We start from the raw sequence: 16,838 nt of genomic DNA, 5'->3' as shown, positions 1-16,838 counted from the left end.
AAAAATTCTTTTCGCAGCTTCAGGGGGTTGCAAGGGACAAGGCTGTCCCTGCCACTAAAGGGGCTTCGCTCATTTAGTGTGTTAAATCAATGAAAACAGAGTTTATTTTATAGTTCTAAACAGTCGCTTATGGAGTAGAGACCGTTCTCTTTGTTAACAAGCCATGATGCAGCCCTCAAAGCGCCTTTGCTAAAGGTGTTTCTTGAAGTTGCAGTATGGTTTAGCTCTATAAATTCGCCTTCATTGTAAAAGCCTACAGTGTGACGACCGACAATATCACCGCCGCGAAGCGCCATGACTGCTATCTCATCTTTGTTTCTCTCTCCTATATTACCGTCTCTGCCGCTTACACGCACCTTGTCTAAATCAAGACCGCGACCGTGCGCGCAAGACTCTGCTAGAGTAAGGGCCGTTCCGCTTGGAGCATCTTTCTTATGTTTATGATGCATCTCAACTATCTCAATGTCAAAGCCTTCAAGAGCTGCAGCAGCCTGATATACAAGCTTATTTAAAAGTGCCACGCCCAAAGACATATTTGTAGCATATAAAATCGGCATACACTCGCTCGCCTGCTTTAAAAGGTTGAGCTGATGAGCGCTTAAACCGGTTGTCCCGATGACAAGCGGTTTTGGAGTTTTTAGAGATGCTTCAAGTAGTGCTTCGCAAGCCTCAGGAAGGGAGAAGTCAATGACTATGTCACAGCCGTTAAGGAATGATTTTAAATCTGTTGTTACCAATATAGACGGATCTATTGAAAAGTTAAGCGAGCTTCTTACATACACGGAACTTAAACTTATGCCATCCGTTGCTCTCAAATCATCAATAAGAAGCTTTCCGACTCTGCCGTTTGCCCCAAAAACACCAACTTTTACCACAATATATCCCTTTTATTTATTTAATGATTTAGTAATTCATCAACGTATGGTATTGCTTGAAGCGCCGCAACAGCGCCATCTCCAGCAGCACTAACAACCTGCTTTGGAGCCGCAATGCGCATATCGCCCGCTGCAAAAAGTCCATCTATTGATGTTTTCATACTGATATCTACAATTATCTCACCCTGTTTGTTTACGTCACACAGAAAAGTTCCATCCTCTTGAATAAGAGTTTGATTGTTTACATCGTTTCCGACAAAAACAAAAACTCCGGGTGCTTTTATATCACGAATTTCTCCATTGGCATTTTTAACACGGATGCCGACGACTCCCATGCTATCGCCATAAACTTCTTCAGGAGTTGTGTTTAAAACTAGTTCAATATTCTCTGTTTTCTCAACTCTTTTGATAGTATTTGGAGCAGAACGAAATGTGTCACGTCTATGGATAAGATAGACTTTGGAGCATATTTTAGCAAGGTAGAGAGCCTCTTCAAGAGCAGTATCTCCGCCACCTATGACCGCAACTTCCTTACCTTTGTAGAAAAAACCGTCACATGTAGCACATGTACTCACGCCTCTTCCAAAAAGCTCGTCTTCTCCGGCAAAACCTGCACGTCTTGGAGATGAACCGGTACATACGATTACGCTGTGAGCTTCCGCGTACGTGCCGTCTTCTTTATGAATTTTAAAGATATCGCCATCTTTGCTTACGCGCGTTACTTGAACCATCTCATGTTTTAGACCAAATTTTTGGCACTGCTCGGGCCACGGCATCATCAAATCCATACCGCTTATTTCGCCTGTAACACCGGGATAGTTCTCTATTTCGGAACTTTGAGTAATCTGACCTCCGGGCATCCCTTTTTCAAACATTACTACATTTTCCAAGCCACCGCGTGTAGCGTAAAGTCCAGCAGTCAGTCCGGCAGGTCCACCGCCTATAATAGCGCAATCAAGTACCATGCAAAATCCTTTTATAAATCTTTTATTTTGGTTGATAACTCATTCAAATTATCCAGTTTTCGTATCATACTATCTTGTTTATAAAGAGACTCTTTTGTTTTCTTTATAAAAAAAATAGAAGGAATTTCATATATGTTAAATCTCTGTATAAAACTTAGAGATGTTTTTGTACCTGAGCGTAAAAATGTGGTGTTTTTGCTGTTTTCATAAATCTCATTGTAGTAGTCAATAGCAATAATAGGGAGATTTAGGTCTACATCTGCAAGAAGTTCTGCGGTATTGTTCACTTTTGAGCTGTAAAAAACAACTATATATTTCTCGGCAGTAGGAGTAAAAATATCTTTTTTTTCATAAAATACCCACTCTTTAAAGTCAATAAACTTATACTCTGAAAATTTGTAGTTGAAGTAGGCAAAGGCGATGGCTATCATAGCCGCGCCGAAGAAAGAGGCTAGTAGCGTAGAGAGCGAAAAGAGGGTTTTACCTCCGCTTGCCACTGCGCTACTCTTAAGTTACGCTAAAAGAGCGTCTAGTTTTTCAGCTAGAGCAGCTTTAGATTGTGCTCCGACAACTTGACCTTCAATTTTGCCATCTTTAAAGAAGATGATTGTAGGAATAGAACGGATACCGAATTTAACAGCGATGTCTTGCTCCTCATCAGTATTTACTTTACAGATTTTAGCTTTGCCTTCGTAGTCATTTGCAAGCTCTTCTATTACAGGAGCAATCATACGACAAGGTCCACACCAAGGCGCCCAAAAGTCAACCAATGAAACACCTTCGCTTAGTGTTGCTTCAAAATCTGAGCTAGTTAATTCTATATATTTTCCCATTTTAATTTCCTTCTTAATTTTATGTTGGTGCATTATACAAGTCTAACTCTTTAAAATTGCTTTATGATACTACCACTAAAATTTTATAAAGTATTTTTTTCTATTTCTATAAAATACACACTCGCTATAGCCAGCACTTCTTGCCATGTTAATGGCTTCATCGCTGTAGAGACCGACTTGTTCCGGTTTGTGGGCATCAGAAGCGAACGTTATCGGAATATCTAGTTTTTTAATCTCATTTAAGAGCGACATAGACGGATACGCTTCGCCTATCGGCTTTCTAAACCCTGCAACATTTATCTCTATGGACATATCTGCTTCTTTGATGGCAAGAAGCGCATCTTTTGCTATTTTATTTATGTTTTTTGTCGGCATATAGTTAAAAATCTTAATCAAATCCAAATGCCCTACAATGTCAAAAAGCCTGCTTTTAGCCATCTCTTCTATTGCGCCGAAGTATTTTTGCCATATCTCGTCAATGTCTTGGTCTTTGTAGTTTCCTATAAACTCCGGATTGTCAAAACCCCACTCCTCGATAAAGTGGACAGAGCCTATTAAGAAATCAACATCGGCATTCAAAACTCTCTCATCCATGTAGCCTTTGAGGTAATCTACCTCATAGCCCAAAAGTATCTCAAGGCTCTCTTTATACTTCTCTTTTGCCTCAAGAACACTTTTTTCATACTCTCTCATCTGCTCAAATTTGATGCGGTATTTTTGGTCAAAATTCATTGGCGCATGTTCTGAAAAACCGAAATATTTTATGTTGCACTCTATCGCTTTTTCGACATAGTGGGATATTTCGCCCTCTGCGTGATTGCAAAGTTTTGTGTGGTTATGGAGGTCGACTATCATTAGTATCCATTCTCAAATTTATATATTTTATGATATTATAGTGCTAAAAATTAAATTTAGCCAATTTTAAATGGAGAGTTGTTTATGACTCAAGAAGAACTAGATGCCTTAATGAGCGGTGATATTGAAGATTTAGAATCTTTTGCGGATGATGATATAAGTGATGATGTCTCAGTTGATGAAGATACGGGACTTGAAGACAGTGATGAAAAAGATGACGAGAAAGATTTAAGTTCTTCAAAGTCAGCCGATGAGAAGCCGCTTGGATACACTCCTGAGACTGCGCACCATTGGCCTCTTCCTGCAACAAATGAAAATAAAATGGTGCATCAGCTTGATGATGTAACAAAAGAGAGTGAAGAGAAAGCCAGCGAAATTTTCGACATTATAGAGGGAATCAGCAATGATCTGCTTGAGGAAGAGAAGAGGGCTGAGGAAGTAATAGAGGTGTTGAATAGTAATATCGAGCTCTTTAAAACTTTAAATAGTAAATTTCCGGACGTAGAGGCTTTTAGAGTTCAGCTGGAGAAAAATAACTCAGCACTCAGTAGCACAAATGAAGCGCTAGAGACGCTTCAGTCAAGCGGTAATGCAATAATGGACGTTATGGATATTATGCAGTATCAGGATATTCACCGCCAAAAAATTGAGCGTGTTATCAATGTTATGCGCGCACTCTCTAACTACATGAACTCGCTTTTTGAGGGTAGAGTTGATGATGAAAAAAGGGTCTCTTCTGCTACGCATATTGTCGGAGATACTCATAATGAACTGGCATCCAATGAAGATATAGAAGCACTTTTGGCGCAATTTGGAAGTTAATGCAAAAAGTTGAATTATTATCCCCTGCGGGAACACTGGAAAAATTAAAAATTGCTATTGACTTCGGTGCTGATGCGGTTTACGGCGGGGTAAGCCACTTTTCGCTTCGCATACGTTCGGGTAAAGAGTTTAGTATGGATGAGTTTGCAGAGGGGATTGAGTATGCTCACTCTCGCGGCAAAAAAGTGTACGCAACACTAAACGGTTTTCCTTTTAACTCCCAGATTAACCTTTTGAAAAAACATATTTTGGCTATGGCAGATCTTGGACCGGATGCGTTTATTGTTGCGACTCCCGGCGTGCTTAAACTCTGTCATGATTTAGTACCGCACATGCCGCTTCACCTCTCAACTCAGGCAAATGTCATGAATGTGCTTGATGCAAAAGTCTACTGCGATATGGGGGCAACACGCATCATAACCGCAAGAGAGATTTCACTTCGAGATTTGGTTGAGATAAAAAAAGAGCTTCCTGATTTGGAGCTTGAGGTTTTTGTGCATGGCTCTATGTGCTTTGCCTACAGCGGGCGTTGCCTTATCTCGACTCTGCAAAGCGGACGTGTGCCAAATCGCGGAAGCTGTGCGAATGACTGCAGATTTCCTTATGAGATGTACGCTGCAAACCCAGAGACCGGAACACTTTTTAGACTTGAAGAAGAGGAGGGCGTGGGAACCTACATCATGAACTCAAAAGACCTTAATCTCGCTTCACATGTCAAGGAGATTTTAGACAGCGGTGTTGTTGATTCTCTTAAAATTGAGGGGCGTACAAAAACAGCTTACTATGCGGCGGTAACGGCAAAAGCGTATAGAATGGCGATAGACGACTACTATGAGGGCATAAATGACGTAGAGAAGTATCAGTATGAGCTGAACTCTCTTCAAAACCGCGGCTATACGGATGCTTATCTTATCTCAAGACCGTTTGAAAAGCATGACACGCAGAGTCTGGATTTTACTATGCAGCTAGGAACGCACCAGGTAAGCGGAGTGGTAAATGAAGAGGGCACACACTTTTTATGCAAGTATAAAACATTGCCAAATGATGAGCTTGAGATAGTCGCTCCGCTTGGCACCGTCATAGAAATCGCAGATAATGAGATAGGCAGTACATACGAGCGTGATGGAAAAAGTTACATGAAGCTAAAGAAGCTGTTGGCTCAAAACAGTAAAGTTTTAGATGAGGTTCACAGCGGAAATACTAACCCGATTACACTGCCTATAAAGCTTCCACCGTATACTTTTTTAAGAATACCTGCACATCCAGATATGGGAACATACCCTAAAGTGTAATTTTAAAATATTAATTATTAGATAAGGCTATGATATAATCACGCCATTAAAAAATAAGGAAAAAGCTTAAATGAAATTTGTTTCAATTATAATAGGGTCGAAAAGTGATTATGAGGTAATGAAATCTTGTTCAGATACGCTTGAAGCATTTGGTGTTCAGTATGAGATGATAATTTCATCGGCTCATCGCTCACCTGAGAGAACAAAAGACTATATTATTACAGCAGAGAAAAAAGGTGCTCAAGTTTTCATAGCGGCTGCGGGAATGGCTGCTCACTTAGCGGGTGTTCTTTCATCTAAAACAGTCAAGCCTATTGTCGGTGTTCCTATGAGCGCATCTGCTCTTAGCGGAATCGATGCTCTTTTATCTACTGTTCAAATGCCTGCTGGAATGCCTGTTGCTACTGTTGCAATAGGAAAAGCAGGAGCGATAAACTCTGCTTATTTGGCAATGCAGATATTGGCACTCGATAACGAAGAGTTGGCAATCAAGCTAAAAGAGGATCGCATCTCAAAAGCTAAAAAAGTTGAGATGGATTCAATGGAGATTGAGACAATTCTTTCGTAAATTTGTAACAGGGGCACACGTATGAAGTGGATGAGTGATGAAGAGTATATGGAGCTTACGGGTTTGGATATATCTGCAATTGATGATTTGGCAGACAGAGGCAAACTTACTCTTAAAGTTGAAGACGGAGTGCGATATATAGACCCTTCAAAAGGTGCAGGAGAAGTAGTCCCGGCTCAACTCAAAGAACTCTCATCTCATAACACAAAAGAGATGTTGGTGCAGCCCCAGTTTATTGAAAAGACAATAGGCACCATCATCAATCTTCATGAAAAAGTTCTTGATGCAAAAGATGAAACTCTTGCGGCGGTAAGAGTTGAAAATGAGTTTTTAAGAGAAGCTCTTGGCTCTTTGCAGGAACTTTACGACGAAGATAGAAAAACGATTCACACACTTCAAGAGCAGCTGAAACTTTCTCAGCAAGAGGTTGAGTTCATGAGAAGAAAATATAAGCTCATGTGGAACAAGGCTATTGATGAGCATACAGATAAGTAAGCATTTTCGGATATGACGATTGATGAAGCCTGCGTAGAGTGCATAATAAACCAAAGTGCTAAAGTAGCAAATGCGTTGCATGCAGACGAATCTCTCTCAAACGAGCTTATCTCTAGCGTTACCAAGATGAGCAAATCCTTCTCTTTTGATGACACCCCTCCCGAAATAGCATCCTATGTTTATGAAAAAATGGCGCTTATTGCCCGTAAAACAGATTTGTATGATGAAGTAAAAGAACTCTCTACAAAAAAAGCTCTCTCTTTTGTTCCGCTTTTAGAAAAAGAGCTATCAAACTCAAAAGACAAACTACTAACAGCCACAAAAATAGCCGTTGCGGGAAATGTTATAGACCTCGCCGCAGAAGTGGAATTTGACCTTGAAGAGGAGCTTGAGAAGATATTTGACACGGAGTTTGCGCACAACGATTTTGCTCTTTTTGAGAAAAAACTCAAAAGCGCAAAGAGTGTTCTCATAGTAGGCGACAACGTAGGAGAACATATCTTTGACTACATGTTCATTCAGACGCTCAAAGAGTTGTACCCATGCGCAAAATACTCCTACATGGTACGAGGAAATCCGATTATAAACGACGTTACTATAAAAGAGGCGAAAGAGGCAGGCTTTGAGAAGATTTGCAAAGTTGTCGACAGCGGAGTAAATACTCCTGGGTTTACCTACAATCGTGCAAATTCCTATGCGAAAGAACTTTTTGACACGGCAGATTTGGTTATAAGCAAAGGGATGGGAAATTATGAGTGCATGAGTCCATCACATAGACGCGACATCTGCTTTTTACTAAAGGTAAAGTGCGGTGTCGTCGCCGCCTCGCTAAAAAAAGAGGTCGGCGATATAGTCTGCAAAGTTGTTTGATTTCTACTCAAACACCATCAGTGCGTAACCGTTGTTTTGGTAGGAGATAGTCTCTAAAAAGCTGTTGGGAGATATTTTTACGGATGGAATTACATCCTCTTTTTGAATTGTATTTGCATTTAAACTCATGGCACATACGACTATCTCAACGCCTCTTTTAGCTAGTTTTATAAGTTGTTTTTGAGACAACTCAATGGAGCCTAAATCCTTCTCATCAAGAACTATTTCATCATAGTTTTTTGAAACAATCGGCGCGCACCCTCCATGAATAGTAATGGCAAACTTCGGTATATCACCGTTTTTCTCAATCATATCCATAGTTCTCTCAACAAGGACCATACGGCTGGCAATATACTGCATGTCGTTGGCGTTACAGTTAAAAACTGCTTTGTACTCTTGGGCTTGCAGGGCTGTAATAATAACAGACAATATAAAAAATAGATGTTTCATCACTCTTCTTTTTGTTAGATTAATGTATTATATTAGATAATTTTTAAAATAAACTAAACAAATAAAAAAGCCGCCTTGTTTTTTGAATTATAAAATAAAGTTTTGCTTTGTTATAATTGCGCAACTATTTACAAGAGGCACTCATGATAACTTTTAGCTCTATGTTACTAAAACTACAAGAATTTTGGATGAAACAGGGGTGTAATATTGTCCAGCCCTACGATATTCCTGCGGGTGCGGGAACGTTTCATCCGGCTACATTTTTGCGCTCACTCGATTCTACTCCATGGTCGGTTGCTTATGTGGCACCAAGCCGTCGTCCGACGGATGGAAGATACGGTGAAAACCCAAACCGTTTAGGAAGCTACTACCAGTTTCAAGCGCTCATCAAACCATCTCCAGACAACATTCAAGAGCTTTACCTAAAGTCGTTAGAGTATCTCGGACTTGACGTAAAAAACCATGATATCCGCTTTGTAGAAGACAACTGGGAATCACCGACACTCGGTGCATGGGGTCTTGGCTGGGAAGTTTGGCTTAACGGCATGGAAGTGACACAGTTTACCTACTTCCAACAAGTAGGCGGCATAGAGTGCAGTCCCGTAGCGGTTGAGATAACCTACGGAACAGAGAGGCTAGCCATGTACCTTCAAGGCGTGGACACTGTTTTTGACATAGTTTGGGGCGAAAATGAGCACGGAAAAACACTCTACCGAGATGTTCACAAAGAGGCAGAGATAGAGTTTAGCAAGTACAACTTTGAAGTAGCGGATACCGCGATGCTCTTTGCAGAGTTTAACGCAAAAAGTGAGGAGTGCCTAAAAACCATAGAAACAGGACTTCCTCTTCCCGCATACGACCTATGCATGATGGCAGCAAACACTTTTAACGTACTAGATGCCAGAAAAGCCATCAGCCAAACAGAACGCCAAAACTACATTCTAAAAATCCGCGAACTCTCACGCGGCTGTGCGGAACTATACAAAGCGCAGGAAGCTGATAGAAACAAGAGGGTTAAGGCGTAAATATATGAAATCTGATAAAACTCTGTATATTATTGCAGGTGCGAACGGAAGCGGAAAAACTACCTTTGCACTTAATTATGTAGAGTTAAATAATCTTTATTTCATAAATGCCGATGAAATAGCTAAAAAATATGATCCTCAAGATATCCAAAAATATAAAGTAAAAGCGGGTAAAGAATTTTTTAAACAGCTTCATGTAAGCCTCTCCAAAGAGAGTTCTTTTATGATAGAATCTACACTATCTGGAAAATATCTTGCAAATATTATAAAAGAAGCTAAAAATAGAGGATTCGTGGTAATATTGATATATCTTTTTTTAGAAAATGATGTTGAAAATATACTAAGAGTGCGAAACAGAGTGCTCAATGGCGGACATAATGTACCCGACGAAGATATAAAAAGAAGATATATAAGAAGTAAAAAACTTTTTTATCATACATATAAAGAAATGGTTGATGAATGGATGCTATTTTTTAACGGCGATGATAATTATGAACTAGTTGCTAATAAAGAGCAGATATTTTTAGATGACTTGTACAATAAATTTTTAAAAGGATTGATATGAAAGATTTAAAACTTGAAATGGATATTTTAAAAATAGCTTCAAAGGCTGTTAAAGAAGCTCAAAAAAAGAGTTTGGAAAATGGTGTTGCAAATGTTTATGCCAAGAATGGAACTATCTACTTTCAACTTCCAGACGGAACAATAACACAGCAGATGCCAAAAGAGTATATGAGATAAAAAAGAGGGTAAAGGCGTAAAAATATGACTATTTGTCATATTTTTTAACTATTAAAAAATATTTTATTAAACTTTTGCTGATATAAAACCATGGGAGAGAAGATGACCGCACCGTTAAACCAAGCCAGCTTTACAAAGTATCAGCCGTTTATAAAATGGATTTAGGATTTGATATATCGCTATCATCGGGGTATGAAAATAAATCGCAAATAGCTAGGGTGCTTACTGAAAGTTGGGTTGAAAAAAATATTTTTTGTCCAAATTGCGGAAGTTATCTTTCAAATTATGAAAACAACAAACCTGTTGCTGATTTTTATTGTTCTAAATGCAGTGAAGATTATGAGCTAAAAAGTAAAAAAGACAAAATGGGTAAAAAAATTGTCGATGGTGCCTATACTACGATGATTGAACGCCTGCAAAGTGAATCAAATCCTAACTTCTTCTTTTTGAATTATGATAAAAACACTCTTGATATCTCTAATTTTATAGTTATTCCCAAACATTTTTTTATTCCAGAAATCATTGAAAAGCGAAACCCGCTCTCTTCAACAGCTAGAAGAGCGGGATGGGTAGGATGCAATATTCTTCTCGATACTATTCCAAATAGTGGTAAAATATTTTATGTAAAAGATTCCAAGATACAAAGTAAAGATAAAATTTTAGAAGAGTGGCATAAAACAAGTTTTTTAAAAGAGTCTCATAATATCAAATCCAAAGGTTGGATACTTGATATTTTAAAATGTATTGAAAAACTTGATAAAAAAGATTTTACGCTCCATGATATTTATAAATTTGAAACTTATCTTAAACTCAAGCATCCAGATAACAATAATGTTCAAGCAAAAATCAGGCAACAGCTTCAAGTCTTAAGAGATAAAAATTACTTAAAATTTGAGGGTCTAGGAAAATATATATTACAATAGATATATCGCTTTGTTTTCTATTCTTTTTTGCTAAGATCCAAAAAAAGGAGTTAAGTAATGCCTATCTCAAAAGAATTAGCACTGAAAATTTTAAGATATTTGCTGGATAATCCATCTTTTTATTTTCCATTTAAAATTGTTTGTATAAATTTTGATGAAGATGATGAGCTGTATGATGTTGAGGTTTCCCAAGAGATGCTTGATGAAGTTTTAAATAGTGATGAATTTAAGGACTTTGAACTGGTAGAAAATTTACAACATTTGGATTTAAAAACATTGCAATTGATGTCAAAAGGTTTTATTGAAAAAATAGTTCATGCCGATGTTCTAAAGCAAATTGAGACTGCAGCAAAAGAGTACAGAAATCTTTGGAAAATTGATATTTGTGAATCTGTTGAAATAGAAGAGTATGGTTTTAATGAATTTGTTGGTGGTAAGGCAGAGGGTTTTGAGGAGTCATTGGAGATTTTAAAAGATGGTGCTACTGGAGAGATTTAAACTTTTAAATACTTTCTGTATCTTATCATTTAACAATATGTCTTTTTAAATTATTAATACGCCTTAAATTAACCAAAATACAAGTATTCATCACAGCCTTTAGTTTATTATGATACCATATTAATCTATTTTAAATGTGTTTTTTTATTTTATAAAAATTATAAGCACTGATGTAAAAAAAGGACTTGCATGAAATTTTTGTCAATTATTTATCTTATTATTATTTTAAGTCAATGTATGTTTGGGAATGATGAGTATTTTAAATCGGTTTTGGCTCTCGAAGAAATAAGATTAAAAGCAATGTATTCTAAAGAAGCAAGGCTAGAGAGGGAACTTGTTCAATTAGACCAAGAGAGGGAAAACATTCATAAAAAATATGATAAAAAAAGAAAATTATTAGATGAAAAAGTTAACGCTGATATTGCCAGAATAAAAGTAAAAGCAAACATGGGCAAAAAAGATGATAATGGGGGATATTTAAAAGAACCATACAGTCCTTCCCCAGCAAAAATATCTAAAAGCAATAATATAAACCATAGCAATACTACAAAAATGACAAAAAAAGAGGAGCAAAAATATTTAAAGAACAAATATGAAAATACTCCAACTTTATATGTTAAAGATAGAATTATTTATGACATACTTAAAATAGATTATTTCAGAGGAGATAAAAATAAAATCATAATTGAAGGCAGAGAGCAAAGTTACATGTTCTCTTATAAAGATTTAGATAATGCAAAGTTTTACAATGCGACAGAAGAATTACTGCAAAGGTTTAATTTACTAGTAAAAAATTCAAAAGTTGAATTATCTACTACGACGGAAAACAAAGGCAGTAATAGATGAAATTTTTTTTAATAATTTCTATACTTTTTAATCTTACAGAGGCTATTGATTTAGAAGAATATCGTAAATATAAAACAACCGAGTTATTTAAACTTAATAAAGAAAACCCTACAACGCCTTTTGCTATAGATACAAATATAAAAATAAATTATCTTGATAATGTTGTAGCCTGGAACTTTGTTTTAAAATCAATAGAAGAACAAACTGGAAATTGGGCTGACTTTGGTGCAATTGCAAAGGGGTTACACAGTGATTTTATTTATACAAAAATTTCAATATCATTTATGACTTATGATGATATTGAAGTAGCAAAATCAGAAACAATTAAGAGAAAAATTTATTTTAAAAAACGAAACAATATTAGTGAATTAACCTCCTACCCATCAGATTTAATTTTTACTTCTATAAAAATAAACTTTGATTTAGACTTAGAAGAAGAAACATACCGTAAATATTATCTTAATAAAGAAAAAAAATTAAAAAAAGAAAAGCTTGCCAAGCAACAACAGATAGAAAAGAAAAAGTTTGAAGAAATGAAAAAGCAAAGAGATAGACTTAAGATACGAGATAAAATAAATGAATATTGTAAAATCAAAGCATCAGAATATAAAACCAAAGTAATTCATGAACATGCTTTTAACAGTTGCAAAAAAACAAGTTTAAATGAAAATTTATCATTAACCGAAGTTGAGGATAAAATAGCGTATGCATCCTCTGATAAATTCAAAGAAAAACAAAAAAAATTAAAAATTGCAGCCGAAAAAGCAACTAGTGTTAAAAAGAAAAAACAAAAAATAATTTCTGAAAATAATAATGCCATGCAAAATTATAATAAAGAAAAAAACAGGATTGACACTATCATTAAAAATAGTTGTAGTGACAAATGGAGAGTTGACTATTCAATGGTCAAATATTGCATAGATAAACAAACAAAGGCTAAAAATACAATAGATTTAAGCTACTACAGCTACGAAATTAAAAATTTTTGTTCAAACAAATGGGGGACAGATTATTCAATGGTTAAATATTGTATGGACAAACAAACTGCAGCCAAAAATGCCATAGAATAAAAATACTACGACAGGGAAAATTTGAACTACTGCACATCCGAGGGCACCCCCCCTCTCAAGTAGTGTTTTACACAGCTATTTTTTAAGCATATGTCTAAAAACTATGCATGAACATCTTTTCATATTCAAAAAAAGCTAAAAATTCTTAAAAGTAGTGTATTATTAGGAATACATTCTTTATTTAGGATATAAATATGGATTCAATTCTTTTAGAAGATAATGTACATTGGGTAAATCAGAATATATATGGCGACTTTGTTTCAAGAGAAATTTTAGATAAAGCTCTGAAATTTCTTGGCACAAAAGAGATTTTGGCTCTTGTTGGTGCGAGACGAGTAGGCAAAAGCACTCTGGCAAAATTGCTCATTCGTGAGCTATTAAAAAGTGTTGAAGCAAAAAATATATTTTTCATCAACTTGGAAAAGCCGGAATTTATACCATATAAGGATGACGCTTCATATCTTGGAGTGATTTTTGATGCGTACTTAAAACTTGCAAATCCAAACAGAGAGAAGAAGATATATTTTTTTATAGATGAGGTGCAAATATTTCAAAATTGGGAAATCTTTGTAAAATCAAAATATGAGAACTCCAATATCAAATTTATTATAACCGGTTCAAACGCATCGCTTTTAACTTCAAACTATGCAACCGTTTTAACTGGCAGAGTGCTGAGGCTTGAGATACATAGTTTTAATTTTAGGGAATTTTTACATTTTAAAAAGATAGATTTTTCCACAAAAATTCAAAGAGCGGCAAACAAAATCGAGATAAGCAGAGCTATGGATGAGTACCTCAAATGGGGCGGATACTACTCAGTGCTGTCAAATAACGATGAGATGCTAAAAAAAGAGTATCTTATGAATGTGGCTGAAGATATCATACTAAAAGATATAGTTCCAAGATACAACATTAAAAGCTCTCAAATCATAAGAGACCTCTTTTATTATCTTGTTTCAAATGCTGCAACCACGCTAAATTACAGCTCATTGGCTAAAAAACTAAGTGTTGATCCAAAAATGATAAAAGAGTACATCGGCTATTTTGAAGACAATTTTTTAATCCATACTATTTCTGCACATCACGATAAACTGACCTCGCAAATAAAATCTGCTAAAAAACTCTATTTGAGCGATAACGGTTTTTTAAATCTAGGAGTAAACAGAACAAAAAATCTAGGTACTGCCTTGGAAAATTTGGTATTTAACGAACTATATAAAAAAGATGAAAAAGTCACATACAGGAAAGATAATCAAGAGGTCGATTTTTATACGCAAAATAGATTGTATCAAGTTGCGTATGATATAAGTGATGAAAAAACAAAAAAAAGAGAGTTAAACGCTTTTGGAGAGTTCAAAAAAGAGGATAGCAGATGTATCTTGATAACTTATGATGTAAATGAAGCACTCAGTGGTGTGGAAGTGCTAAGTATAGATAGGTTTTTGCTTGAGGCTGATGAAGGTTTAAATATTGAATGAAACCATAATAGGTCAGATTGACAAAATCCTTTTTGAAGAAGAGGCTTTTTTTATTGCCGTTTTGAAAGGCGGGGAGAAGGTTAGCGGCTCTTACTTTGAGAGCGCTGTCTCACATCTTAAGGATTCTGCGGTTACTCTTAAGGGGCACTGGGAAGAGCATAAAAAGTATGGCAAAACTTTTAAGTTTGAGCAGATAAAAGTGAACCAAAACGAACTCTTTTTCTTTCTCAACAAAATCGTAAAAGGGTTTACGAAAAAACTTACGGCTGAGCTTATAGAGCATTTCGGAAACGAGGGGCTTGTCGAGGTTTTAGACAACGATATAGAGAGACTTTTGGAGTTTAGCGGCATCAAAGAGAAGCGGCTGAAGAAGATTCAGGCTTCATGGAAAAAGTTCCGCTCCATGCGTGAAATAGGGGAGTTTTTAAGCCCTTACGATGTTTCCCCCGCATTTTTAACAACTATTGCAACTGCCATGAGGGACGTTGAAGAGCCTTGTGCAAAGATAAAAAACAATCCCTACGTTTTAACCTCCATAAACTCCATAGGCTTCAAACGTGCCGATGAGCTCGCCCTTAAGATGGGGGTAAATCCAAGCGATGAAAACCGCATAGGTTCGGCAATGGATTATGTACTGCTCAACTACTGCGAACAGCAGGGCAACTCATGTGTGGCAAAAGAGATACTCTTTAGCGAGCTTAATGAACTTCTTCTCTTTAGTGACAAAAATTATCTCTATGAGGCGATTTTGATTGAGCGGGTTAGTGAGGGGAGCATTGTTTTGATGAAAAACAATCGTGTCTCTCCTGCGCGCCTTTATGATGCGGAGAAATATTTATATGATGAGTTTAAAAGAAGAGCAAAGCTGCAAAACGACGGGTTTGTAAAAAATATTGACGAGTTCTTAAAAGAGAAAGAGCTTCAGTTGGGGGAGCAGCAAAAAGAGGCGGTAAAGAAGATAAACGATGGTGCATCAATACTCTTTTTGGTAGGTTACGCCGGAACGGGAAAGAGTACGACTTCTAAAACAGTTCTGGATTTGCTCAATATAAAATATGACAAAAAAGAGATAATGACATGTGCTCTTAGCGGTATAGCTTCGCAGCGCATCGCCGATACGACGGGGTATGAGAGCGCAACTATCCAGAGTCTGCTTGTTAAGTTTGAAGACAGGGACAACTTTCCCTACTCGGTTATTTTAATAGATGAAGCCTCCATGATAAACTCCTCCCTCTTTGCAAGGCTGGTTTCAAAAATAGACAAAAATGCCATCTTGATTATCGTAGGCGATGATGCGCAGCTCCCTCCCATCGGTGCGGGGAATGTATTGAGCGATGTTTTGACATTGGAGCTCGCACCCATTGTAAAGCTTACAAAAATCTACAGACAGAGTGAAGACAAAGCCATAACGGTTATCGCAAACGATATACGAGAGGGGATTGTTCCCGAGTATAGAAAAACATATGAAGATTTTGAGTTTTTGGATGTTTCTATGCAGAACTATTATGTTTTGAAAAACCAACTCTCTCAAAAAGAGCTGCAGGATATGAGAGAGAATAACTCCGCGCAAATAGTTGCCGAGATAGCCCACAAGGTCGTAGAATCAATAGAAAAAGCAAGGTACAGACTCAACAATAAGCAGATAAAAGAGTATCTGAACTATTTTCAGGTTATTACTCCCATGAAGGGTGGAACTCTGGGCGTAAACAACTTAAACACCGTCTTGCAGGATTACTTCAACCCAAACCCCAAAAAGTGCGTAAAAAAGGGCGGCGTAGAGTTTAGGCTTATGGACAAAGTGGTGCATACGAAAAATGAAAACATGACCTCATGGAGCGGCGAGGGGTATAAAAATGGCGAAGATTCGGCAATCAGGCGCATATTTAACGGTATGAGCGGACTTTTTTTTAAGATAGAAGAGGAGGATGAACAGGTGTTCGTTTTTTACCCGAATGAGGATGTCGTGGTAGTTTATGAGTATGAGGAGTTGAAGAGCCATCTTATGCTCTCTTACGCGCTAACCGTCCATAAAGTACAAGGGATGGAGTATGACATTGTCGTCATTCCCATGAGTTTTTCACACTACATTATGCACAATACAAAGCTCATCTATACCGCCGTTACGAGGGCAAAACACAAGTGCATCTTGATAGGCGAGAGCGGAGCTTTTGAGAGCGGATGCAAGAAGTTTGAAGCCACAAGAAGAGATACCGTGCTTTTGGAACTTTAGTG

The 16,838-nt window shown here is 37.0% G+C and carries 20 protein-coding genes; 14 read left to right on the top strand and 6 right to left on the bottom strand.

The genetic code is table 11. The features are described from left to right. Positions 1-107 precede the first annotated feature (107 nt). From dapB to IBX42_RS01915, 5 genes are all read right to left on the bottom strand, one after another. Positions 108-875: a 4-hydroxy-tetrahydrodipicolinate reductase gene (dapB, locus tag IBX42_RS01935; RefSeq protein ID WP_294927978.1), complete on the bottom strand. Its 768-nt coding sequence runs from the start codon at positions 873-875 to the stop codon at positions 108-110. 20 nt (positions 876-895) lie between these two features. Beyond that, positions 896-1,840, bottom strand: coding sequence for a thioredoxin-disulfide reductase (gene trxB / locus IBX42_RS01930; protein ID WP_294927976.1), 945 nt, complete (start codon positions 1,838-1,840; stop codon positions 896-898). Positions 1,841-1,851: 11 nt separating this feature from the next. Continuing rightward, positions 1,852-2,337 (bottom strand): hypothetical protein, encoded by a 486-nt coding sequence (locus IBX42_RS01925; protein WP_294927973.1) that lies wholly within the window; start codon positions 2,335-2,337, stop codon positions 1,852-1,854. A gap of 15 nt (positions 2,338-2,352) precedes the next feature. Beyond that, positions 2,353-2,673 carry a thioredoxin gene (gene trxA / locus IBX42_RS01920; protein WP_294927971.1) on the bottom strand — a complete coding sequence of 107 codons (321 nt, stop codon included), beginning with the start codon at positions 2,671-2,673 and terminating at the stop codon, positions 2,353-2,355. Between the two features lie 75 nt (positions 2,674-2,748). Beyond that, the gene (locus IBX42_RS01915) at positions 2,749-3,528 is read right to left on the bottom strand and encodes a histidinol-phosphatase (protein ID WP_294927968.1); all 780 of its coding nucleotides are present in this window, start codon (positions 3,526-3,528) and stop codon (positions 2,749-2,751) included. Positions 3,529-3,612: 84 nt separating this feature from the next. Between IBX42_RS01915 and IBX42_RS01910 the strand changes: the two genes are divergently transcribed. The 5 genes from IBX42_RS01910 (at position 3,613) to IBX42_RS01890 (ending at position 7,575) form a co-directional block, all read left to right on the top strand. Further along, complete coding sequence (locus IBX42_RS01910; RefSeq protein WP_294927967.1) at positions 3,613-4,350, top strand: chemotaxis protein; 738 nt, start codon at positions 3,613-3,615, stop codon at positions 4,348-4,350. Next, positions 4,350-5,642, top strand: a complete 1,293-nt coding sequence (locus IBX42_RS01905; protein WP_294927964.1) for a peptidase U32 family protein — start codon at positions 4,350-4,352, stop codon at positions 5,640-5,642. The genes IBX42_RS01910 and IBX42_RS01905 overlap by 1 nt, the downstream gene beginning before the upstream one ends. Positions 5,643-5,712: 70 nt before the next feature. Beyond that, a complete protein-coding gene (gene purE, locus IBX42_RS01900; protein ID WP_294927961.1) occupies positions 5,713-6,210 on the top strand; it encodes a 5-(carboxyamino)imidazole ribonucleotide mutase in 498 nt (165 codons plus the stop codon). A gap of 21 nt (positions 6,211-6,231) precedes the next feature. Beyond that, positions 6,232-6,705, top strand: coding sequence for a DUF3972 domain-containing protein (locus IBX42_RS01895; protein ID WP_294927958.1), 474 nt, complete (start codon positions 6,232-6,234; stop codon positions 6,703-6,705). A 12-nt stretch (positions 6,706-6,717) separates the two neighbouring features. Further along, on the top strand, positions 6,718-7,575 hold the full coding sequence (locus IBX42_RS01890) for an ARMT1-like domain-containing protein (protein WP_294927956.1): 858 nt from the start codon (positions 6,718-6,720) through the stop codon (positions 7,573-7,575). A gap of 3 nt (positions 7,576-7,578) precedes the next feature. Here IBX42_RS01890 and IBX42_RS01885 read toward each other — a convergent pair whose 3' ends face one another. Further along, the gene (locus tag IBX42_RS01885) at positions 7,579-8,025 is read right to left on the bottom strand and encodes a DsrE family protein (RefSeq protein WP_294927953.1); all 447 of its coding nucleotides are present in this window, start codon (positions 8,023-8,025) and stop codon (positions 7,579-7,581) included. A 143-nt stretch (positions 8,026-8,168) separates the two neighbouring features. Between IBX42_RS01885 and glyQ the strand changes: the two genes are divergently transcribed. From glyQ to IBX42_RS01840, 9 genes are all read left to right on the top strand, one after another. After that, on the top strand, positions 8,169-9,050 hold the full coding sequence (gene glyQ, locus IBX42_RS01880) for a glycine--tRNA ligase subunit alpha (protein ID WP_294927950.1): 882 nt from the start codon (positions 8,169-8,171) through the stop codon (positions 9,048-9,050). A 4-nt stretch (positions 9,051-9,054) separates the two neighbouring features. Next, positions 9,055-9,615 carry a zeta toxin family protein gene (locus IBX42_RS01875; protein WP_294927948.1) on the top strand — a complete coding sequence of 187 codons (561 nt, stop codon included), beginning with the start codon at positions 9,055-9,057 and terminating at the stop codon, positions 9,613-9,615. Then, a complete protein-coding gene (locus tag IBX42_RS01870; RefSeq protein WP_294927945.1) occupies positions 9,612-9,791 on the top strand; it encodes a hypothetical protein in 180 nt (59 codons plus the stop codon). The genes IBX42_RS01875 and IBX42_RS01870 overlap by 4 nt, the downstream gene beginning before the upstream one ends. A 155-nt stretch (positions 9,792-9,946) precedes the next feature. Continuing rightward, on the top strand, positions 9,947-10,714 hold the full coding sequence (locus tag IBX42_RS01865; RefSeq protein ID WP_294927943.1) for a DpnI domain-containing protein: 768 nt from the start codon (positions 9,947-9,949) through the stop codon (positions 10,712-10,714). Positions 10,715-10,771: 57 nt separating this feature from the next. Next, the gene (locus IBX42_RS01860; protein ID WP_294927940.1) at positions 10,772-11,212 is read left to right on the top strand and encodes a hypothetical protein; all 441 of its coding nucleotides are present in this window, start codon (positions 10,772-10,774) and stop codon (positions 11,210-11,212) included. 189 nt (positions 11,213-11,401) lie between these two features. Then, positions 11,402-12,058, top strand: a complete 657-nt coding sequence (locus tag IBX42_RS01855) for a hypothetical protein (protein ID WP_294927937.1) — start codon at positions 11,402-11,404, stop codon at positions 12,056-12,058. Further along, positions 12,055-13,128 (top strand): hypothetical protein, encoded by a 1,074-nt coding sequence (locus tag IBX42_RS01850; RefSeq protein WP_294927934.1) that lies wholly within the window; start codon positions 12,055-12,057, stop codon positions 13,126-13,128. Before IBX42_RS01855 ends, IBX42_RS01850 begins: the two co-directional genes overlap by 4 nt. Positions 13,129-13,322: 194 nt before the next feature. Then, on the top strand, positions 13,323-14,606 hold the full coding sequence (locus IBX42_RS01845; protein ID WP_294927931.1) for an ATP-binding protein: 1,284 nt from the start codon (positions 13,323-13,325) through the stop codon (positions 14,604-14,606). Then, positions 14,599-16,836 (top strand): AAA family ATPase, encoded by a 2,238-nt coding sequence (locus tag IBX42_RS01840; RefSeq protein ID WP_294927929.1) that lies wholly within the window; start codon positions 14,599-14,601, stop codon positions 16,834-16,836. Before IBX42_RS01845 ends, IBX42_RS01840 begins: the two co-directional genes overlap by 8 nt. Positions 16,837-16,838: the final 2 nt, after the last annotated feature.

Source organism: Sulfurimonas sp., from assembly GCF_014859695.1.
Taxonomy (GTDB): domain Bacteria; phylum Campylobacterota; class Campylobacteria; order Campylobacterales; family Sulfurimonadaceae; genus Sulfurimonas.
The sequence above is the reverse complement of the archived record's forward strand: the minus strand, read 5'-3'. Positions and strand labels throughout refer to the sequence as shown.